Genomic DNA, 20,339 nt, shown 5'->3' on the forward strand with positions numbered 1-20,339 from the left:
GGTGGCTGTTCGGGGTTGCGTCACATCTTCTTGTACGCGTCGACCACCGCCTGGCCCTCGGGCCCGGCCTTTTCCAGCCATTCCTTGAGCATGGTGTCGCCGACCTTCTTCATGTCGGCCTTGAGGGCCGCGGAAGGCGCGTGCACGGTCATGCCATTTTTCTTGAGCAGGTCCAGGTACTCGAGGTTCTTCTTCTTCGAGAGCTCCCAGCCGCGCTTCTCCGCATCGGCGGCGGCCTTGAGCACGGCATCCTGCGTGGGCTTGTCGATCGCGTCGAAGGCCTTCTTGTTCATGAGCACTGCGTTCTTGGGCAGCCAGGCCTGCGTGTCGTAGAAGTTCTTGATGTATTCGTAGGTCTTGGTGTCGTAGCCGGTGGAGCCCGACGACATGTACGACTCGATCACGCCCGTGGCCATGGCCTGCGAGAGCTCGGCCTGCTGCACCGTGACCGGCTGTGCGCCGACCAGTTCGCCGATGCGCGCGGTGGCGGGGCTGTAGGCGCGCCACTTCACGCCCTTGAGGTCGGCGGCCGAAGCGATTTCCTTCTTCACGAAGATGCCCTGCGGCGGCCAGGCCACCGTGTAGAGCAGCACGATGCCTTGCTCGGCCAGCTTCTTTTCGAGCGCGGGCTTCTGCGCCTGATAGAGCTTCCAGGCAGCGTCGTAGCTGTCGGCGAGGAAAGGAATGCCATCGGCGCCGAACATCTGCCATTCGTTCTGGTAGTTGACCAGCAGGATCTCGCCGAGCTGCGCCTGTCCACCCTGCACCGCGCGCTTGATTTCAGGCGCCTTGAACAGCGAGGCGTTGGCATGCACGGTGATCTTGAGCTTGCCGCCGCTGCCCTTTTCGACATCGTTGGCGAACTGGGTGATGTTCTCGGTGTGGAAGTTGGTCGCCGGGTAGGCGGTGGGCAGGTCCCACTTGGTTTGCGCGAAGGCTGCGGCGCCAAGGGTGAGGCCAGCCAGTGCAATGCCGAACTTGTGATTCATGAGCGCTCCGGAACGTATGAAATTGAAAACGAGTGCGAGCATACGTGCAAATTCCGGGCCACTCCTGAGGCATTTCCCTGCCACGCGGCGCGGCGCTGCGCCCTCCCTTGCCGCTGCGGCGCACGCAAAAAAGCCGCCTTTGCGGCGGCTTTCACTGTGTTGCGGGCCTGACGCGAGCGCGGCATCGGCCCGCCGGCCCCGCGGGCGTTTCGATCAGGGCTTGGCCGGCTTGGCAGCGGCTGCCTTCGCGGGCTTTTCTGCCTTGGCGGCCACTGCTTCGCCTGCGGTGCCGCCGAAGGCCTTGCCGTTGACCGTGAGCCCTTCGGCCGACAGCTTCCCGGCCTTCTTTTCCTTCACGCCCTTCACGCGCTGCATGAAGTCGGGCCAGTCCTTGAACTCGCCTTCCTTGCGTGCGTCGAGGATGCGCTTGGACATGGCAGGGCCGACGCCCTTGATGCCGTCCAGATCGGCAGCCGTGCCCTTGTTGGCATCGACCGCGGCGAACGAGACAGCCGCAAACAGCATGGCCATCACGGCCAGGATTTTCTTCAGCATGATTTTCAACTCCCTGATTTGTTGAGATGACAGTTCGCCGGCAGAAGGTGCCGGCTCGCGTTCAACGGTTCAGGGTAGGGCGGGTTGACGGCCTCGCGCCCTGCGGAGAGCGCGTTCACCATTGTTCCGAAACGTGTTCGGAATGTGGCTCAGAGCTCCTCGACGCGCCGCGGCGGATAGCTGTCCCAGGCCTGGCAACCGGGGCAGTGCCAGAAGTGCTGGTGCGCCTCGAAGCCGCATGCAGCGCAGCGGTAGCGCATCAGCGGCCGGGTGGCCTGGTCGAGCGCGCGCTGCACCTGCGGGTGGAACTGCTCGTGCTCGAAGCGCTCGCCGGCCAGCCAGCGCGAGGCGGCCACCAGCGAGGGCTGCTGGGCGAGGTGTGCGATGTAGCCGTCGCGCGGAGCGAGCGGCTGGCCGTTGGCCGCCGGAATCGCGCTGGTCGGCGAGCCGCCGAGCGCGATCAGCGCTTCGAGCACGTCGATCGAGGGCGAATCGGCATAGTGCCGCTGCAGCAGCGCGAGTGCTTCGCCCTCGCGGTGGGCGGCGACCGCGGCCTGCTGCAGCGCGGCGGCATACAGCGGCAGGGCGAGCGGCGCGGTGTCGCTCAGCGCGACGAGGGTATCGAAGGCCTTGGCGCCGTCGCCATTGCGCAGTTGCAGCGTGGCGGAGTCGATGGCGGGGCGGGGCGCCTGCGGGGCCAGCGCCACCGCTTCGGAGAGCAGCCGGCCGGCCGCGGCCAGGTCGCCGGCCGCCACCTGCTCGGAGGCCTGCTCGCAAAGGTGGTGGGCTCGGCGCGTGCTGTAGCTGGCCTGGTCGGATTCGTCGAGCTTCTGTGCCACGGCGGCGGCCTGGGCCCATTCGCGCGATCGTTCGTAGATGGCCAGGAGCGAAAGCCGCGCCTCGTTCTCGTAGCGTGTGCCTTCGAGTTTTTGCAGCGCGGCTTCGGCGCGGTCGAGCAGCCCGGCGCGCAGGAAATCCTGTGCCAGCGCGTGCTGGGCGCGCTCGCGGTCGCTGCGGCTCAGGTCGCCGCGCCCCAGCAGATGCTCGTGCACGCGCACCGCACGCTGGTATTCGCCGCGCCGGCGAAACAGGTTGCCGAGCGCGAAGTGCAGCTCCTGCGTGTCGGGGTCGTTCTGCACGGCCTCGATGAAGGCGTCGATGGCCTGGTCCTGCTGTTCGTTGAGAAGAAAGTTGAGGCCGCGGAAATACGCCTTGGGGGCTTGCCGGTTCTCGAGCTTGAGCTGCCGGATGTCGAAGCGCGAGGCGAGCCAGCCCAGCACAAAGGCGACGGGCAGGCTGATCAGCAGCCAGCTGGGATCAAAGTCCATGTTGGCGTACGGTGGGCAGGTCGGTGGCGGAAATGGACGGCGGCGCCGCTGCCGGAGCAGGCGTGGATGGTGCAGGCGCCGCGGCTTCGTCGCCGCGCGCGGCCGGAACCTGCGCCGCCGCCGCACGGTGCTTCCACCATCCGGGCAGCATGCCGAGCGCACCCACCACGAGGCCGCCGGCGAAAGCCGCGAGCACGACGAGCACCAGGGGCGCACGCCAATGCGTGCCGAAGAAGAAATAGACGGTCGCGTCGTGCTGGTTGTTCAGCGCGAAAGCAAAAAGCGTAAAAAAAATGGCTGCCTTGAGCAGCCACAGGAGGTATTTCATAGCTGTTCCCGTTGCCGGGAGCATTCTACGTTTGCATCCATGCGATCAGGCCTTGCGGCCCTTGGCGTCGAGCTCGGCGGTCTTGGCGTCGACGGCCTCGCGCAATGCCTTGCCCGGCTTGAAATGAGGCACCCGCTTTTCGGGGATCTGAACGCTCTCGCCCGAACGCGGGTTGCGGCCGATGCGCGGCGGACGCCGGGTGACCGAGAAGCTGCCGAAGCCGCGGATCTCGATGCGGTGCCCGCGCACCAGCGCGTCGCTCATCGCGTCCAGGATGGTCTTGACGGCGTATTCGGCATCGCGGTGCGTCAGCTGCGCGAAGCGCGCTGCGAGTTCTTCGACGAGGTCAGAGCGGGTCATAGGCCAAACAAAAACGTGGACGAAAAAAAAGACAGAGCGGCCCCAGGGCCTGCTCTGTCTTCGGGGGCAGCTTACTTGCTGTCGTTGTTGTCGAGCTTGGCGCGCAGCAGGGCGCCCAGGCTCGTCGTGCCCGCGTTTTCGCGTGCCGACTGCTGGCTCAGGTTGGCCATGGCGCCTTGTTCGTCGACCATGTCCTTCTGCTTGATGGACAGCTGGATGTTGCGGGTCTTGCGATCCACGTTCACGACGATGGCGGTGACTTCGTCGCCTTCCTTCAGCACGTTGCGGGCATCTTCGACGCGGTCGCGCGAGATTTCCGAAGCACGCAGGTAGCCGATGATGTCTTCGCCGAGGTCGATCTCAGCGCCGCGGGCGTCCACGGTCTTGACCTTGCCGGTCACGATCTGGCCCTTGTCGTTCACCGTGGTGAAGGTGGTGAACGGGTCGCTGTCGAGCTGCTTGATGCCCAGGCTGATGCGCTCGCGGTCGACGTCGACGGCCAGCACGATCGCTTCGACTTCCTGGCCCTTCTTGTAGTTGCGAACGGCGGTTTCGCCGGCTTCGTTCCACGAGAGGTCAGACAGGTGCACCAGGCCGTCGATGCCGGCAGCCAGGCCCACGAACACGCCGAAGTCGGTGATCGACTTGATCGGGCCCTTGACGCGGTCGCCGCGCTTGGTGTTCTGCGCGAACTCTTGCCACGGGTTGGCCTTGCACTGCTTCATGCCCAGGCTGATGCGGCGCTTGTCTTCGTCGATTTCGAGGACCATGACTTCGACTTCGTCGCCCAGCGAGACGATCTTGTTCGGAGCGATGTTCTTGTTGGTCCAGTCCATTTCGGAGACGTGCACCAGGCCTTCGATGCCGGGTTCGAGTTCGACGAACGCGCCGTAGTCGGCAATGTTCGTGACCTTGCCGAACAGGCGGGTCGATTGCGGGTAGCGGCGCGAAACGCCCATCCACGGATCGTCGCCCATTTGCTTCAGACCCAGCGAGACACGGTTCTTCTCGGTGTCGAACTTGAGGATCTTGGCGGTGATTTCCTGGCCGGCCTGAACGACTTCGCTCGGGTGGCGGACACGGCGCCATGCCATGTCGGTGATGTGCAGCAGGCCGTCGATGCCGCCGAGGTCCACGAACGCACCGTATTCGGTGATGTTCTTGACCACGCCGCGGACAACAGCGCCTTCCTTCAGGGTTTCCATCAGCTTGGCGCGCTCTTCGCCCATGCTGGCTTCGACCACGGCACGGCGCGACAGCACGACGTTGTTGCGCTTGCGGTCGAGCTTGATGACCTTGAATTCGAGGGTCTTGTTCTCGTACGGCGTCAGGTCCTTGATCGGACGCGTGTCGATCAACGAGCCCGGCAGGAAGGCGCGGATGCCGTTGACGAGCACCGTGAGGCCGCCCTTGACCTTGCCGCTGGTGGTGCCGGTGACGAAGTCGCCCGATTCCAGGGCCTTCTCCAGGGCGAGCCACGAAGCGAGGCGCTTGGCGGTGTCGCGAGAGAGGATGGTGTCGCCGTAGCCGTTTTCAACGCTGCCGATGGCAACGGAAACGAAATCGCCGGCCTGGACTTCGAGTTCGCCCTTGTCGTTCTTGAACTCCTCGATCGGCACATACGCTTCGGACTTGAGGCCGGCGTTGACCACCACGTGGTTGTGTTCGACGCGCACGACTTCGGCCGTGATGACCTCGCCGGTGCGCATTTCGGAACGCTTCAGGGACTCTTCGAATAGGTCGGCAAAAGATTCAGACATTTATGGTTCCTTCCGTCAGGCAGGGTTGGCAGGCGCTCATGCGAAATTGCGTGCGGCTGCTGTGAGTCTGGAGACGGCGGTTTTGTGGGCAGGTGCCCGGTTGGTTGAACAACCAGCAGGCCGGTGCGCTGTCGCGCGAGAAGAGCCTGCTGGAGCGGTATGCGCTGCCCCGGAATCCGGTTGGCGCGAGCCCTTCAGGCGGGCCTGGAGGGCTGTGGCTTTCAACCGCTCAAGCGGGCTTGAACGGCTGTTTTTCCTGCCACCAGTTCAGCACCTGGTCGATCGATTGCTCGATGGACAGCTGGGAGTTGTCGAGGTGGCGGGCATCCTGCGCCGGCTTGAGCGGAGCGACGCTGCGGGACGAGTCCCGGGCGTCGCGCGCTTCCAAGTCGGAGCGAAGACTGTCAAGTGTAGTTGAAATACCCTTTGAAATCAACTGCTTATGCCGGCGTTCGGCCCTCTGGGCGGCGCTGGCCGTGAGAAAGACCTTGAGCGCCGCGTCGGGGAAGATCACGGTGCCCATGTCGCGGCCGTCGGCGACCAGCCCCGGGAGCTGCCGAAAGCGCTGCTGCAGGGCCAGGAGCGCTGCGCGCACCGCGGGAAGCGTGGAGACGCGGGAGGCATCCATGCCGGCGGCTTCGGTGCGGATTTCGTCGCTCACGTCCTCGCCGCCCAGCAGCACCTTGCCCTCGGTGAAATGCAGTGGCAGGGCGGCCGCCAGGGCGGCGATCTGCGCCTCGTGCTGCGGTTCGGCGCCGAGCCCGGCGCGCCGCATGGCCAGGCCGGTCACGCGGTAGAGCGAACCTGAATCGAGGTAGTGGTAACCCAGCAGGCGCGCCACCTCGGCCGCGAGCGTGCCCTTGCCCGAGGCGGTGGGGCCGTCGATGCAGATCACCGGCACCTCGGGCGCCTGGGCCACCGAGAACAGCGTCTCGAAATAGTCCGGGAAGGTCTTGGCGACGCAGTGCGGCTCCAGGATGCGCACCGGCAAGCCCGCCGGATTGAAGGCCGCGAGCGAAAAGCACATGGCCACGCGGTGGTCGTCGTAGGTGCGGATGCTTGCCGCCTGCCAGCCCGGGCGCTCCAGCGGATGGACCCGGATGAAATCGGGGCCGGAGTCGACAGTGGCGCCGAGCTTCCGGAGTTCGTTGGCCATGGCGTCGATGCGGTCGGTTTCCTTGACCCGCCAGCTGGCGATGTTGCGCAGGGTGCTGGGGCCGTCGGCATAGAGCGCCATCACGGCCAGCGTCATCGCGGCATCGGGGATGTGGTTGGCGTCCAGGTCGATGGCCTTGAGCGGCCAGGCGCCGCGGCGCACGTCGAGCCAGTTCGGCCCGCTGTCGACCTGCGCGCCCATTTGCCGCGCCGCCTCGATGAAGCGGATGTCGCCCTGGATCGAATCGGCGCCCACGCCTTCGATCCGGATGCTGTCCTGGCCGGAAGCACCCGTGGCAATGGCGCCGAGCGCGATGAAATAGCTGGCAGAGGAAGCGTCGGCCTCGACGTGGATGTCGCCCGGCGAGCTGTAGCGGCTGCCCGCGGGGATGGTGAAGCGCTCCCAGCCCTCGCGCTGCACGGCAATGCCGAAGCGCGCCAGCAGGTTGAGCGTGATCTCGATGTAGGGCTTGGAGATCAGCTCGCCGACTACCTCGATCACGATGTCCTTGCGGGCGGCGAGAGGCAGCGCGAGGAGCAGCGCGGTCAGGAACTGGCTCGAGACATCGCCGCGCACGCGGATCGGCGCATCCAGCACCAGCGCGCCGTGATCGACCGGGCGGATGCGCAGCGGCGGGTAGCCGGGGTTGCCCAGGTAGTCGATGCGGCAGCCGAGCTGGGTCAGCGCATCGACCAGGTCGCCGATCGGCCGCTCGTGCATGCGCGGCACGCCGCTCAATTCGAATTCGCCGCCGAGCAGCGACAGCGCGGCGGTCAGCGGACGCATCGCGGTGCCGGCGTTGCCGAGGAAAAGCGGCAGCATCGGCCCGCCTGGCTTCAGCTGGCCGCCGATGCCGGTGATGCGCAGCGTGCTGCCGGCCGCATCGATGCCGCAGCCGAGCGCGCGCAGCGCATCCAGCATCACGCGGGTGTCGTCGGAATCGAGCAGGTCGTGGACCGTGGTGGTTCCGCTCGCCAGCGCGGCCAGCAGCAGCACGCGGTTCGAAATGCTCTTGGAGCCCGGCAGCCGCACGGTGCCCGATGCCCCGGCCAGCGCAGGAATGTCGAGGAATGCCGTCGAGAACATGTCAGGAGTCCTGGGGCGCGTCGGTGTTGGGCTGCCAGGCGGCGCGGGCCTTGCTGGCGGCGGCGATCGAGTGCTCGAGCGCCTGGGCATCGCCGGCCGTGATCAGCGCCTCCAGATCGCAGAGCGACTTGCGCAAGGCCTGCGATTGCAGCAGCACCTGCTCGCGGTTGGCGAGCAGCACGTCGCGCCACATGACCGGATCGCTGGCCGCAATGCGCGAAAAATCGCGAAAGCCTGGCCCTGCAAGGCGCAGGAAATCGTCGCCCTGCGGCTGCGCGATCAGCGCGTTGAGATAGGCAAAGGCCAGCAGGTGCGGCAGGTGGCTCACGGCCGCGAAGGCGCTGTCGTGCTCCTCGTGCGTCATGGTGACGACGTGGGCGCCGATGCCGCTCCAGATCTGCGAGGCGCGCTGCACGTTCGAGCGCAGCGTGGCCTTGACGGGCGTCAGCACGACCTTGCGGCCGGCGTAGAGCGAAGCCTCGGCGTGCTCGATGCCCGACACCTCCTTGCCGGCGATCGGGTGGGCCGGAACGAAGTGGGCGAACTGGTCCTGCAGGCCGTTGCGCGCGGCTTCGATCACGTCGCCCTTGGTCGAACCCACGTCCATCACGAGGGTGTCGCTCGAAATGCCATGGCGGATGGCCTTGAAGGTGGCTTCCGAGGCCGCCACCGGCACCGCCAGCAGCACGAGGTCGGAGCCCGAGACCGCCAGCAGCGCGGAAGGCGCCGCCACGTCGATCACGCCGAGCTGGCGCGCCCGCTCGGTGGTGGAGGGCGACTTGCTGTAGCCGACCACGCGTTTCACGAGCTTCGCGCGCTTGAGCGCGAGCGCAAAGGAGCCGCCCATGAGGCCGCAGCCGATCAATCCCAATTGCTCGAACATGGTGCTTGTCCGGCTCAGGCTTTGACGGGATAGGCGCCCAGCACCTTGTAGAACGCGCAGAGGCCGCGCAGTTCGGCCAGCGCGGCAGCCACGTTGGGCTGCGAGGGATGGCCGTCCAGGTCGATGTAGAAGTAGTACTCCCACTGGCCGGTGCGCGCCGGGCGCGACTCGAACCGGGTCATGGACACATTGTTGACCTTCAGCGGCACCAGCAGGTCGTGCACGGCGCCGGGACGGTTGGGCACGGAGACGATCAGGCTCGTGCAGTCGCGCCCCGAGGCCGGCGGCATGGCCAGCGTCTGCGGCAGGCAGATCACGGAGAAGCGCGTGCGGTTGTACGAATCGTCCTGGATTGCATGCGCCACGATGTGCAGGCCGAAGCGGGTGGCGGCGCGTTCGCCGGCCAGCGCGGCCCAGGCCGGGTTGGTGGCCGCGAGCCGCGCGCCTTCGGCGTTGCTCGAAACGGCACGCCGCTCGGCATTGGGCAGGTGCTTCGACAGCCAGGTCTGGCACTGCGCCAGCGCCTGCGGGTGGGCCAGCACGGCCTCGATGCCCTCGAGCGAGTTGCTGCTGCGCAGCAGATGGTGGCGCACCAGCAGGCTGACTTCGCCCACCACGTGGGTCGGCGAATGCAGGAACAGGTCGAGCGAGCGCGTGACCACGCCTTCGGTCGAGTTTTCGACGCCCACCACGCCGTACTGGGCGCTGCCGGCCGCCGTGGCGTGGAACACCTCGTCGAAGCTGGCGCAGTAGATCAGGTCGGCCGCGCCGCCGAAGTATTCGATGGCCGCCTGCTCGCAGAAGGTGCCCTCGGGACCGAGCACGGCGACGCGCTGCGGCGATTCGAGCGCCAGGCAGGCCGACATGATTTCGCGCCAGATGGCGGCCACATGCAGGTCCTTGAGCGGGCCCGCATTGCTCTTTTGCATCTTCTCGATGACCTGGGCCACGCGGTCGGGGCGGAAATACGGGGTGCCTTCGCGCTTCTTGACCTCGCCCACCAGCTCTGCCACGTGGGCCCGCTCATTGAGCAGGCCGAGCAGTTGCTGGTCGAGCGAGTCGATCTGCACGCGCAGATCGGCAAGGCTTTCGGAGTTGTCGGGAGAGGAGGGCGGTGTTGGAGCGGAGGCGGTCATCGGTGCGAGCAGCTGGGCATGCGCCTAGGCATGCGATCGCTCGAATTCTCGCATGTAGCTCACAAGTGCCTGTACGCCTTCCAGCGGCATGGCGTTGTAGATGCTCGCGCGCATCCCGCCGACCGACTTGTGGCCCTTGAGCTGCAGCAGGCCGGCCTCGCGCGCACCGGCCAGGAAGGCGTCGTTGCGGCTCTCGTCCGCCAGGAAGAACGGCACGTTCATGCGCGAACGGCAACCCGGGTCGATCTTGTTGACGTAGAACGGGGAGGCGTCGATGAAGTCGTACAGCAGCCTGGCCTTGGCGATGTTGCGCTGCTCCATGGCGGCCACCCCGGTGAGCGTGCCTTCGGTCTGCTGCAGCAGCCACTGGAACGTCAGCCCCGCCATGTAGATGCCCCAGGTCGGCGGGGTGTTGTACATGGACTTGTTGTCGGCCACGATCTTGTAGTTGAACGCGCTCGGGCAGATCTCGAGTGCATGCCCGAGCAGGTCGTCGCGCACGATCACCAGGGTGAGCCCGGCCGGTCCGAGGTTCTTCTGGGCGCCGCCGAAGGCAAGGCCGACACGGCGCCAGTCGACGCTGCGCGAGGCCACGTGCGACGAAAAGTCGATGACCAGCGGCGCATCGCTGCCAAGGGCCGCGAGGTCGGGTAGCTGCTGGAACTCGATGCCGTTGATGGTTTCGTTGGTGCACAGGTGCACGTACGAGGCGTTCTTGCTGAGCTGCCAGGTCGAAGGGTCGGGCAGCCGCGTGTGATGGTCGCCGGCGTTGCTCGCGGCGATGTTCGCCGTGCAGTAGCGCTGCGCTTCCTTCTGCGACTTGATGCTCCAGCTGCCGGTGATGACGAAGTCGGCGGCGGTGCCGCGCGACAGGTTCATCGGCACGATGGCGTTCTCGCCGAGGCCGCCACCCTGCATGAAGAGGATGTGGAAGTGCTCCGGCACGGCCAGCAGCGTGCGGATGTCGGCTTCGGCCTGGGTGCAGATCGCGCCGAATTCCTTGCCGCGATGGCTCATTTCCATCACGCTCATTCCGCTGCCCTGCCAGTCGAGCATTTCGGCGGCGGCGCGTTGCAGCACCGCCTCCGGCATGGCGGCCGGGCCGGCGGAAAAGTTGTACGGGCGCGTGCCGGCCGGCTGGTGCTGCTGCTGGGTCACGTCACTTCTTGGCGGGAGCCTTGGCCGGTGCCTTGGCGGGGGCGGCGCCTTGCTGCGAGCCGCCGGTCGGTGCACCCAATGCCTTGGCCACGTTCTCGTCCAGCGCGCGCATCTTCGGCTCGATGGTGGCGCGCGTGTCGTTCACGAGCTTTTCGGTCAGCGCGGTCTGCATCTTCGGATTGAGGTCCTGGTACTTCTTGCTGAGCGGCGAGTTGATCCAGGCCAGCAGCTGCTTGAGTTCTTCTTCGCTGAAGTTCTGCTCGAGCAGCGGGGTCAGGGCGCCGGGGGCCAGTTGCACGGCCTTGTCGCGCACGATCGGGTAGGCCTCGTCGAAGTACTTCTTGAGTTCGGCGTCGGCAGCCTTGGCGGCCGATTCGCGCTTGGCTTCGGGCACTTGCGTCTGCAGGTACTGCGAGCCGGCTTGCGCGATGGGGGCGCTCGATTGCTCGACCAGGCCGCGGGCCAGCGATTCGATGCCGGGGCGCTGCACGTCGATGAATTGCTTGATGAGCGCAGCCTTGTCCTGCGCCATGGCGGCCATGGAGCTGCCGGCCAGGGCGACGGTCAGAAGTGCGAGCTTGAATTTTTTCACTGAGGATTCTCCGTTGAAGATGAGGAAGTATCGTCTGCGCCAGGCTCACTCTCGCCGTTGGCGTCGTTTTCGACGATACGTTGTAGCCCGCTGAGTTTGGCGCCTTCGTCGAGCCCGATCAGCGTAACGCCTTGCGTTGCGCGACCCAGTTCACGAATCTCGGCTACCCGGGTGCGCACGAGCACGCCCTTGTCGGTGATGAGCATGATCTCATCGTCCGCATGCACGAGGGTGGCGGCAACGACCTTGCCGTTGCGCTCACTCTGTTGAATCGCAATCATGCCTTTGGTTCCGCGGCCATGGCGCGTGTACTCGGTAATGCTTGTGCGCTTTCCGTAACCATTTTCGGTGGCGGTGAGCACGCTTTGCTGCTCGTCCTCGGCCACCAGCATGGCGATCACGCCCTGTCCCGGATCGAGCGACATGCCGCGCACGCCGCGTGCATTGCGGCCGAGCGGTCGCACGTCTTCCTCGTCGAAGCGCACGGCCTTGCCGCCGTCGCTGAACAGCATCACGTCGTGCTTGCCGTCGGTCAGTGCCGCGCCGATGAGGTAGTCGCCCTCGTCGAGGTTCACGGCGATGATGCCGCCCTTGCGCGGGTTGCTGAATTCGTCGAGCGTGGTCTTCTTGACCGTGCCCATGGAGGTGGCCATGAACACGTACTGGTCGGCCGGGAAGTTGCGCTTCTCGCCGGTCAGCGCGAGCGCCACGTTGATCTTCTCGCCTTCCTGCAGCGGGAACATGTTGACGATGGGGCGCCCGCGCGAGCCGCGCGAGCCCGCCGGCACTTCCCACACCTTGAGCCAGTACAGCCGGCCGCGGTTGGAGAAGCACAGGATGTAGTCGTGCGTGTTGGCGATGAAGAGCTGGTCGATCCAGTCGTCTTCCTTGGTGACGGTGGCCTGCTTGCCGCGCCCGCCGCGCTTTTGCGCGCGGTATTCGTTCAGCGGCTGGCTCTTGATGTAGCCGCTGTGCGAAAGCGTGACCACCATGTCGGTGGGCGTGATCAGGTCTTCGGTCGAGAGGTCGTAGGCGCTGTGCTCCACCAGGCTGCGGCGCGCGCCGAGCTTGGACTGGCCGAACTCCTGCTTGATGGTGCCGAGTTCCTCGCCAATGATGACCGAGACGCGCTCCGGCTTGGCCAGGATGTCGAGCAGGTCGTCGATCTCGGCCATGACCTCCTTGTACTCGGCAACGATCTTGTCCTGCTCGAGGCCGGTCAGGCGCTGCAGGCGCATCTGCAGGATTTCCTGGGCCTGGGTTTCCGACAGGCGGTAGAGGCCGTCCGAGCCCATGCCGAACTCGCGCTCCAGGCCCTCGGGGCGGTAGTCGTCGGCATTGACCACGCCGCCGTCTGCGCGCGAGCGCGTCAGCATCTCGCGCACCAGCTTGCTGTCCCAGCTGCGGGTCATGAGCTCGGCCTTGGCGACCGGCGGAGTGGGCGACTCGCGGATGATGCGGATGAATTCGTCGATGTTGGCCAGGGCCACCGCCAGGCCTTCGAGCACGTGGCCGCGTTCGCGCGCCTTGCGCAGCGTGAAGACGGTGCGGCGCGTGACCACTTCGCGGCGGTGCTGCAGGAAGACCTCGATCAGGTCCTTCAGGTTGCACAGCTTGGGCTGGCCGTCGACCAGTGCCACCATGTTGATGCCGAAGGTGTCCTGCAGCTGGGTTTGCTTGTACAGGTTGTTGAGCACCACCTCGGGCACTTCGCCGCGCTTGAGCTCGATCACCAGGCGCATGCCCGACTTGTCGGACTCGTCCTGGATGTGGCTGATGCCTTCGATCTTCTTTTCGTGCACCAGCTCGGCCATGCGCTCCTGCAGCGTCTTCTTGTTGACCTGGTAGGGGAGCTCGTCGACGATGATCGCCTGGCGCTGGCCGCGGTCGATGTCCTCGAAGTGGCACTTGGCGCGCATCACGACCTTGCCGCGGCCGGTGCGGTAGCCGTCGCGCACGCCATTGATGCCGTAGATGATGCCGGCGGTGGGGAAGTCAGGCGCCGGCACGATTTCCATCAGCTCGTCGATGGTGGCCTGCGGATTGCGCAGCAGATGCAGGCAGGCGTCCACCACCTCATTGAGATTGTGCGGCGGAATATTGGTGGCCATGCCCACCGCAATACCGCCGGAACCATTCACCAGCAAATTCGGCAGTTTGCTCGGAAGGACCTTTGGTTCTTTTTCGGAGCCGTCGTAATTGTCCTGGAAATCGACAGTTTCCTTGTCGATATCGGCCAGCATTTCGTGCGCAATTTTGGCGAGGCGGATTTCCGTATACCGCATTGCAGCCGCGTTGTCGCCGTCGACCGACCCGAAGTTGCCTTGGCCGTCGACCAGCATATGGCGCATGGAAAAGTCCTGCGCCAGCCGCACGATGGTGTCGTAGACCGACTGGTCGCCGTGCGGGTGGTACTTGCCGATCACGTCGCCCACGATGCGGGCGGACTTCTTGTACGCCCGGTTCCAGTCGTTGTTGAGCTCGTGCATGGCATACAGCACGCGCCGGTGCACGGGCTTGAGGCCGTCGCGCGCATCGGGAAGCGCCCGGCCCACGATCACGCTCATGGCGTAATCGAGATAGCTGCTGCGCATTTCCTCTTCGAGACTGATGGGCAGGGTTTCTTTGGCGAAGGAGGTCATTGAGCAAGAGGCTGGCGGCAGGAAGGCGAAATTTTACGCTGTGAGGGGTGTCGCACCGCCGCAACACAAGGCCGCTATTCCGCCTCCGTCCTACGCTTCCGGGGTGTCCAGCGGCCTGTTTGCCAAAGACCCTATGGCACAATCGCCTCAACGTTTTGGGTGGTGGTCACTTAAAGCGTCCTTGATTCGCAGCGCGGCTGCGGCTTTTTCCCCAAGAGGAGAACCATGAAGAAACTGAATAAAGTGGCGATGATGTTTGCAGTCGCTGCGCTCGCCACTGCCGCCGGCGCGCAGACCCGTGTCACCGCTGCGGACGGCGGTCCTACGATCGACAACTGGCAAAACGGCACCGGCGAACTGGTTTGGAAGAACGGCACGAACGAACTGTGCTGGCGTGATGCCAACTGGACGCCGGCTACTGCCGCCGCCGGTTGCGACGGTGCTCTGGTTCCGGCTCCCGCCGCGACGCCTCCTGCCGCTGTGACGCCGCCTGCCGCTGTCGCACCGCCGGCCGTGGCTGCCTCGAAGGTCACCTTCGCTGCCGACGCATTCTTCGACTTCGACAAGTCGGTTCTCAAGCCTGAAGGTCGCGCCAAGCTGACCGACCTGGTTTCGAAGATCCGCGACGTCAACCTCGAAGTGATCATCGCCGTGGGCCACACCGACTCGATCGGTTCGGACGCCTACAACCAGCGTCTGTCGGTGCGCCGCGCCGAAGCCGTCAAGGCCTTCCTGGTCTCGAAGGGCATCGAACGCAACCGCGTCTACACCGAAGGCAAGGGCGAGAAGCAGCCTGTTGCGGACAACCGCACCAAGGAAGGCCGCGCCAAGAACCGTCGCGTGGAAATCGAAGTGGTTGGCACCCGCGCCACCAAGTGATTCGATTGAATCGCTAAAAGAAAACCCCGCCTCGGCGGGGTTTTTTTATGCCTGCCGAATTCCATCCGGCCGGTGTCAAGTGCGCCTCGATGTCCGACGGCGCATTCTCCGTTTCATAATCACGGCATGACAGATCATGTGAATGCCGACCCGGCGGAACTCGCCAAGTTTTCGGAGCTTGCCCACCGCTGGTGGGATTTGGACAGCGAATTCCGCCCGCTCCATGAAATCAATCCATTGCGACTGGAATGGATTGACGGTATTGCGCCGATTTCGCAGCGCCGGGTGCTCGATATCGGTTGCGGCGGCGGCGTTCTGGCCGATTCGATGGCCCGAAAGGGCGCGGACGTGCTCGGCATCGACCTGGCGAGCAAGGCGCTCAAGGTGGCGCGCCTGCATGCGCTCGAAGCCGGCACCCAGGGCGTCAAGTACCGGGAAGTCAGCGCCGAGGCGCTGGCTGCGGAGCAGCCCGGCAGTTTCGACGTCGTCACCTGCATGGAAATGCTGGAGCACGTACCCGAGCCCGCTTCGATCGTCCAGGCCTGTGCCACGCTCGTCAAGCCGGGCGGCTGGGTGTTCTTTTCCACCATCAACCGCAACCTGAAGTCGTTCATGCTTGCGATCGTCGGCGCCGAATACGTCCTGGGCATGCTGCCCCGGGGCACGCACGAATACGCGAAGCTGCTGCGCCCTAGCGAACTGGCGGCCCACTGCCGCGCGGCAGGCCTCGACCTGCGGCATACGCGCGGCATGGAACACAACCCGCTGACGCGGCGTTACTGGCTCAGCGCCGACACCAGCGTCAACTACATGTTCGCCACGCAGAAGCCGGCCTTGCCGGGCTCGCAGACGTGACGGCCACGGCAATCCAGGCCGTGCTGTTCGATCTGGACGGCACGCTGATAGACAGCGCGCCCGATCTCGGCGCCGCGGCCGACAAGATGCGCACGGATCGCGGGCTCGAGTCGTACCCGCTGGAGCGCTACCGGTTCATGGCGGGAGCCGGCGCCCGGGGCATGCTCGGCGTGGCTTTCGGCATCACGCCCGAGTCGCCGGAATTTCCTGCGTTGAGGGAAGAGTTCTTCGTTGCCTACGAAAACCGCATGCTGCTCAACACGCAGGTGTTCGACGGGGTGCAGCCGCTCATCGAAGCCATCCGCGCGCGCGGCCTGGCCTGGGGCGTCGTCACCAACAAGTCGGCGCGCTTCACCGATCCGCTGACGCACGCCATTCCGCTTTTCGGCAGCGCGGGCGCCATCGTGAGCGGCGACACCACGCCGTTCTCCAAGCCGCACCCCGAGCCCCTGCATGAAGCGGCACGCCGGCTTGGAATTCCGTCCAGCGCCTGCATCTACGTGGGAGACGACGAACGCGACATCATCGCGGGCCGGGCCGCAGGCATGCGAACCATTGCGGCTACCTATGGTTACATGGGGCCCCAGGCGGACGCCACGCTCTGGGAGGCCGATGCCGCAATTACTTCGCCCCTGGAGCTCTTGCAATTCCTCAACCCGGCCTAAAATGCTGTGCTTGGGGCTGCACTGGTTTCGACGTGGGTTCGGAGTCGCAGCGGGGCATGTCGAGCTGAATGCGCTCGTAAAACAGATTCAAACAAACTAACTGCAAACGACGAACGTTTCGCACTCGCTGCTTAATTGCCAGTGAGCCTTGCAACAGTTGGCCGATGGGCTGGGCAAGGGGGTCTGGAGCAATCCTGACCTCCCGGCTGCAAGGATAATTACATGGGCTGGCTTCGATCCGGGTACCTTGGGTCGGGGTGAGAAAATAGGGTGCTGGCGTCCGGTTTAGCGTGTGACTGCGCGACTCCGGAAGCGAGACTCAAATCAGATCACTAAACATGTAGAACTGCGCGATGAAGGCTTGCGGACGGGGGTTCAAATCCCCCCAGCTCCACCATCCACCGCAAAAAGCCAACCTTCGACCGGTTGGCTTTTTTTTGCCCGGCGCGAGGCTATAGTCAGCGGGAACCGACACACCATGGCCGCTGTTTCCCTGGCAAAGGGTGCTGCGGCCGGCCTCGATTCCAAAGGACGCCGTGCCCGATTCACTGACTTCCACGCTCACGAGCTACTACGACGCGGTGCCCTACGAATCGCACCCGTTCCCGCAAACTGCCGTCGAGCACCTGGAGGCCATTGCCTTTCTGTTCGGCCTTGAGGCACCGGCCCCGTCGACCGCGCGCGTGCTGGAACTCGGCTGCGCGGCCGGCGGCAACCTGATTCCGTTTGCGGCGCGCCACCCCGAAGCCAGCGCCCTGGGACTCGATCTGTCGACGGTGCAGGTCGAGCAGGGCCGCGAGGCCATCGCGCGTGCCGGACTGTCGAATGTGGAGCTGCGGGCGTTCAATCTGGCGGAGATCGATGCATCGTTCGGCCAGTTCGACTACATCATCTGCCACGGCGTCTACAGCTGGGTGCCGGGCCCGGTGCAGGACGCGATCCTGCGCGTGTGTTCGGAGAATCTGGCGCCCAATGGCGTTGCCTATGTCAGCTACAACGTCTACCCCGGCTGGAAGGCGAGGGAGATCGTGCGCGACGCGATGATCCTGCGCGGCGGCCCGCGCGACACGCCGGAGGAAAAGCTGTCCTATGCGCGCGGCATGCTCGAATTCCTCGAGCAGTCGGCGCGTCCCGGCAGCGTGCTCGGCAAGACGCTCGAGGAAACCATGCCGATCGTGCGCGGGGCCAACGGCTCCTACCTGCTGCACGAGTTCCTCGAGCCCTGCAACGCACCGTGCTACTTCAAGGAATTCGCGGCGCGCGCCGAGGCGAATGGCCTCGGCTACCTGGCAGAGGCCGAGCCGTCGACGATGTTCGTCCAGAACTACGGCGAGAAGGTCCGCGAGCCGCTGCTGCGCGAGTGCGGCGGCAGCCAGATCCTGATGGAGCAGTACCTCGACTTCCTCGTGAACCGCACCTTCCGCCAGACGCTGCTGGTGAAGCAGGGCCGCGCCGGGGACATCCGCTACCGGCTCGACCCGGCCCGCATTCGCGGCTTCGAGTTTGCCGGCGTGTTTGCCGCCGCAGACGGCAGCGCGCTCACGCTCGATGTGCGCGAGCAGCCATGCAATGCGCTGCGCAACCTGACGGTGACGCTGCGGCTGCCGGTGCACAAGGCCCTGGCGCAGGTGCTCGATGCGCGCTACCCCGCCAGCGTGCCGTTCGAGGGGCTGGTGGCCGCGGTACTCGCGCTGCTGGGCGAGCCGCGTTCGTCGGTCGAGCCCGTGGTGTTGTCGATGCTCGAGGAACTGGTGATCCTCGGCGCTGTGCGCGTGCGGCGCGCGCCCGTGCACGCCGCCGCGGAGGTCTCTGCCTTGCCGCGGGCGCTGCCGTCGGTGCGCAGTGCGCCCGGCCTGGCGCTGTCGGCCGGGAGCGCGGCGAACGCCTGCAACCAGTGGCACGAACTCGTGGGGCTTTCAGCGCTCGAGCGCTGCCTGCTGCCGCTGCTCGACGGCGCGCATTCGCACGGCATGCTGGCCGACCACCTGGCGGACGAAGTGGGCGCCGGGCGCCTGCGCTTCATCCAGAACGACCAGCCGCTGACCGATCCATCGGTCCTGAAGGAATTCGCACGGCAGCAGGTGGTGCTTGGCCTGGCCGCCTTGCGGCGCAAGGCGCTGCTCGTCGCGTGACCGTTACCGTTCCCATCGAACTCAAAAGAGGAAATTCACCCATGCAGAACCTCCACTGGACTCCGAACTTGCGCACCGCCGTGGCGGCTGCGCTCCTGCTCGCGGGCGCAAGCGCCTCGAATGCCGCGTCGCAGGCGCCGGTCGCGGCCGAGCACGGCATGGTCGTGAGCGCGCAGCACCTGGCCACCAAGGTCGGCGTCGACGTGCTCCGGCGCGGCGGCAACGCGGTCGATGCGGCGGTGGCCGTGGGCTATGCGCTGGCGGTGGTCTATCCGGCGGCCGGCAACCTGGGCGGCGGCGGCTTCATGACCGTGCAGCTGGCCGATGGCCGCAAGACGTTCCTCGACTTCCGCGAGAAGGCCCCGCTGGCCGCCACCGCCAACATGTACCTCGACAAGGACGGCAACGTCATCAAGGGCTTGAGCACCAACGGCCACCTGGCCGTCGGCGTGCCGGGCACGGTCTCGGGCATGGAATACGCGCGCGAGAAATACGGCACCATGAAGCGGGCCGATCTGATCGCTCCCTCGATCCAGCTGGCCGAGAAGGGCTTTGCGCTGGAGCAGGGCGACATCGACATGCTGCACACCTCCACCAACGACTTCAAGAAGGACCCGGTTTCCGGCGCCATCTTCCTGAACAAGGGCGAGCCCTTCGCAGTCGGCCAGAAGCTGGTGCAGAAGGACCTCGCCAAGACGCTGCGCGCCGTGAGCGCCAAGGGCGTCGACGGGTTCTACAAGGGCTGGGTCGGGCAGGCGATCGTGGCATCGAGCCAGGCCGGCAAGGGCATCATCACGCAGGCCGACCTCGACCAGTACAAGACGCGCGAGCTCGCACCGGTCGAGTGCGACTACCGCGGCTATCGCGTGGTGTCGGCGCCGCCGCCGAGCTCGGGCGGCGTGATCATCTGCGAGATGCTCAACATCCTCGAAGGCTATCCGCTCAAGGACCTGGGCTTTCGCTCGGCCGAGGCGGTGCACTACCAGATCGAGGCCATGCGCCATGCCTACGTGGACCGCAACAGCTACCTGGGCGACCCCGACTTCGTGAAGAACCCGCTCGAGCGCCTGCTCGACAAGGGCTACGCCGAGAAGATCCGCGCCGCCATCGACCCCAAGAAGGCCGGCGTCTCCAAGGACATCAAGCCCGGCGTCGCGCCGCACGAAGGCAGCAACACAACGCACTATTCGATCACCGACCAGCAGGGCAACGCGGTGTCGGTCACCTACACGCTGAACGACTGGTTCGGCGCCAAGGTCACGGCCGACAAGACCGGCGTGCTGCTGAACAACGAGATGGACGACTTCACCGCCAAGGTCGGCGTGCCCAACATGTACGGCCTGGTGCAGGGCGAGGCCAATGCCATCGCCCCGGGCAAGCGCCCGCTGAGCTCGATGAGCCCGACCATCGTCTCCAAGGATGGCAAGCCGGTGTTCGTGGTCGGCACGCCCGGCGGCAGCCGCATCATCACGGCGGTGCTGCACACCATCCTGAACGTGGTCGACTACGGCATGAACGTGCAGGAAGCCGTCGACGCGCCGCGCTTCCACCAGCAGTGGCTGCCCGACGTGACCAACGTCGAAACCTTCGCCCTGAGCCCTGACACCCGCAAGATCCTGACCGACATGGGCCACAACCTGGGCGTGCCGCAGCCGGCCAACCATCTGGCGGCGATCATCGTCGGCGCGCCTTCGCTGGGCGGCAAGCCGGTGGGTGCCAACCGTTTCTACGGCGCGAACGACCCGCGCCGCAACACGGGCCTCGCGGCAGGCTACTGAACCTGCGGCACACTCGAAGGCGGTCGTGCCCCTGTCGGTACGGCCGTTTTTTCATTT

At 65.8% G+C, this 20,339-nt stretch carries 17 protein-coding genes and 1 other RNA gene; 6 read left to right on the plus strand and 12 right to left on the minus strand.

Annotated elements, in window-relative coordinates:
- Positions 1-20: 20 nt before the first annotated feature.
- The 12 genes from ACAM58_RS08245 to gyrA form a co-directional block, all read right to left on the minus strand.
- Positions 21-989 (minus strand): TRAP transporter substrate-binding protein, encoded by a 969-nt coding sequence (locus ACAM58_RS08245; RefSeq protein WP_012746752.1) that lies wholly within the window; start codon positions 987-989, stop codon positions 21-23.
- 213 nt (positions 990-1,202) lie between these two features.
- A complete protein-coding gene (locus tag ACAM58_RS08250; protein WP_012746753.1) occupies positions 1,203-1,544 on the minus strand; it encodes a helix-hairpin-helix domain-containing protein in 342 nt (113 codons plus the stop codon).
- A 149-nt stretch (positions 1,545-1,693) separates the two neighbouring features.
- Positions 1,694-2,872: a lipopolysaccharide assembly protein LapB gene (gene lapB / locus ACAM58_RS08255; RefSeq protein ID WP_012746754.1), complete on the minus strand. Its 1,179-nt coding sequence runs from the start codon at positions 2,870-2,872 to the stop codon at positions 1,694-1,696.
- On the minus strand, positions 2,862-3,200 hold the full coding sequence (locus ACAM58_RS08260; RefSeq protein ID WP_012746755.1) for a LapA family protein: 339 nt from the start codon (positions 3,198-3,200) through the stop codon (positions 2,862-2,864). Before ACAM58_RS08260 ends, lapB begins: the two co-directional genes overlap by 11 nt.
- Positions 3,201-3,245: 45 nt before the next feature.
- Entirely contained in the window at positions 3,246-3,560 is a 315-nt protein-coding gene (locus ACAM58_RS08265; RefSeq protein ID WP_012746756.1) for an integration host factor subunit beta, read from the minus strand.
- Positions 3,561-3,631: 71 nt separating this feature from the next.
- Entirely contained in the window at positions 3,632-5,320 is a 1,689-nt protein-coding gene (rpsA, locus tag ACAM58_RS08270; RefSeq protein WP_012746757.1) for a 30S ribosomal protein S1, read from the minus strand.
- 229 nt (positions 5,321-5,549) lie between these two features.
- Positions 5,550-7,562 carry a bifunctional 3-phosphoshikimate 1-carboxyvinyltransferase/cytidylate kinase gene (locus ACAM58_RS08275; RefSeq protein ID WP_012746758.1) on the minus strand — a complete coding sequence of 671 codons (2,013 nt, stop codon included), beginning with the start codon at positions 7,560-7,562 and terminating at the stop codon, positions 5,550-5,552.
- 1 nt (position 7,563) lies between these two features.
- Entirely contained in the window at positions 7,564-8,445 is an 882-nt protein-coding gene (locus tag ACAM58_RS08280; protein WP_012746759.1) for a prephenate dehydrogenase/arogenate dehydrogenase family protein, read from the minus strand.
- 14 nt (positions 8,446-8,459) lie between these two features.
- Positions 8,460-9,581: a prephenate dehydratase gene (gene pheA / locus ACAM58_RS08285; protein WP_012746760.1), complete on the minus strand. Its 1,122-nt coding sequence runs from the start codon at positions 9,579-9,581 to the stop codon at positions 8,460-8,462.
- 24 nt (positions 9,582-9,605) lie between these two features.
- On the minus strand, positions 9,606-10,739 hold the full coding sequence (gene serC / locus ACAM58_RS08290) for a 3-phosphoserine/phosphohydroxythreonine transaminase (protein ID WP_012746761.1): 1,134 nt from the start codon (positions 10,737-10,739) through the stop codon (positions 9,606-9,608).
- 1 nt (position 10,740) lies between these two features.
- The gene (locus ACAM58_RS08295; protein ID WP_012746762.1) at positions 10,741-11,331 is read right to left on the minus strand and encodes a DUF2059 domain-containing protein; all 591 of its coding nucleotides are present in this window, start codon (positions 11,329-11,331) and stop codon (positions 10,741-10,743) included.
- Complete coding sequence (gyrA, locus tag ACAM58_RS08300; RefSeq protein ID WP_012746763.1) at positions 11,328-13,973, minus strand: DNA gyrase subunit A; 2,646 nt, start codon at positions 13,971-13,973, stop codon at positions 11,328-11,330. The genes ACAM58_RS08295 and gyrA overlap by 4 nt, the downstream gene beginning before the upstream one ends.
- A gap of 225 nt (positions 13,974-14,198) precedes the next feature.
- On the opposite strand from gyrA, the gene ompA reads away from it, so the two are divergent.
- From ompA to ggt, 6 genes are all read left to right on the plus strand, one after another.
- Positions 14,199-14,852: an outer membrane protein OmpA gene (gene ompA, locus ACAM58_RS08305; RefSeq protein ID WP_012746764.1), complete on the plus strand. Its 654-nt coding sequence runs from the start codon at positions 14,199-14,201 to the stop codon at positions 14,850-14,852.
- A 126-nt stretch (positions 14,853-14,978) separates the two neighbouring features.
- Positions 14,979-15,707 (plus strand): bifunctional 2-polyprenyl-6-hydroxyphenol methylase/3-demethylubiquinol 3-O-methyltransferase UbiG, encoded by a 729-nt coding sequence (ubiG, locus tag ACAM58_RS08310; protein ID WP_062362455.1) that lies wholly within the window; start codon positions 14,979-14,981, stop codon positions 15,705-15,707.
- Positions 15,704-16,372 carry an HAD-IA family hydrolase gene (locus ACAM58_RS08315; RefSeq protein WP_062362452.1) on the plus strand — a complete coding sequence of 223 codons (669 nt, stop codon included), beginning with the start codon at positions 15,704-15,706 and terminating at the stop codon, positions 16,370-16,372. The genes ubiG and ACAM58_RS08315 overlap by 4 nt, the downstream gene beginning before the upstream one ends.
- Positions 16,373-16,384: 12 nt before the next feature.
- Positions 16,385-16,769, plus strand: a transfer-messenger RNA (tmRNA) gene (ssrA, locus tag ACAM58_RS08320).
- A 139-nt stretch (positions 16,770-16,908) separates the two neighbouring features.
- Complete coding sequence (locus tag ACAM58_RS08325; RefSeq protein WP_244883378.1) at positions 16,909-18,504, plus strand: class I SAM-dependent methyltransferase; 1,596 nt, start codon at positions 16,909-16,911, stop codon at positions 18,502-18,504.
- 41 nt (positions 18,505-18,545) lie between these two features.
- Positions 18,546-20,282 carry a gamma-glutamyltransferase gene (gene ggt / locus ACAM58_RS08330; protein WP_062362446.1) on the plus strand — a complete coding sequence of 579 codons (1,737 nt, stop codon included), beginning with the start codon at positions 18,546-18,548 and terminating at the stop codon, positions 20,280-20,282.
- The last annotated feature ends 57 nt before the right edge of the window (positions 20,283-20,339 follow it).

The sequence above is a fragment of the Variovorax sp. V116 genome (assembly GCF_041154435.1).
GTDB classification, from domain to species: Bacteria; Pseudomonadota; Gammaproteobacteria; order Burkholderiales; family Burkholderiaceae_C; genus Variovorax; species Variovorax paradoxus.

Excerpts from the sequence above, each read along its gene's own strand:
- lapB (WP_012746754.1), bottom strand. The coding sequence starts at position 2,872 with ATGGACTTTGATCCCAGCTGGCTGCTGATCAGCCTGCCCGTCGCCTTT.
- ggt (WP_062362446.1), top strand. The coding sequence starts at position 18,546 with ATGCAGAACCTCCACTGGACTCCGAACTTGCGCACCGCCGTGGCGGCT.
- ACAM58_RS08265 (WP_012746756.1), bottom strand. The coding sequence starts at position 3,560 with ATGACCCGCTCTGACCTCGTCGAAGAACTCGCAGCGCGCTTCGCGCAG.
- ACAM58_RS08260 (WP_012746755.1), bottom strand. The coding sequence starts at position 3,200 with ATGAAATACCTCCTGTGGCTGCTCAAGGCAGCCATTTTTTTTACGCTT.
- ACAM58_RS08280 (WP_012746759.1), bottom strand. The coding sequence starts at position 8,445 with ATGTTCGAGCAATTGGGATTGATCGGCTGCGGCCTCATGGGCGGCTCC.
- gyrA (WP_012746763.1), bottom strand. The coding sequence starts at position 13,973 with ATGACCTCCTTCGCCAAAGAAACCCTGCCCATCAGTCTCGAAGAGGAA.
- ACAM58_RS08245 (WP_012746752.1), bottom strand. The coding sequence starts at position 989 with ATGAATCACAAGTTCGGCATTGCACTGGCTGGCCTCACCCTTGGCGCC.
- ompA (WP_012746764.1), top strand. The coding sequence starts at position 14,199 with ATGAAGAAACTGAATAAAGTGGCGATGATGTTTGCAGTCGCTGCGCTC.
- pheA (WP_012746760.1), bottom strand. The coding sequence starts at position 9,581 with ATGACCGCCTCCGCTCCAACACCGCCCTCCTCTCCCGACAACTCCGAA.
- ACAM58_RS08275 (WP_012746758.1), bottom strand. The coding sequence starts at position 7,562 with ATGTTCTCGACGGCATTCCTCGACATTCCTGCGCTGGCCGGGGCATCG.
- ACAM58_RS08250 (WP_012746753.1), bottom strand. The coding sequence starts at position 1,544 with ATGCTGAAGAAAATCCTGGCCGTGATGGCCATGCTGTTTGCGGCTGTC.
- rpsA (WP_012746757.1), bottom strand. The coding sequence starts at position 5,320 with ATGTCTGAATCTTTTGCCGACCTATTCGAAGAGTCCCTGAAGCGTTCC.
- ubiG (WP_062362455.1), top strand. The coding sequence starts at position 14,979 with ATGACAGATCATGTGAATGCCGACCCGGCGGAACTCGCCAAGTTTTCG.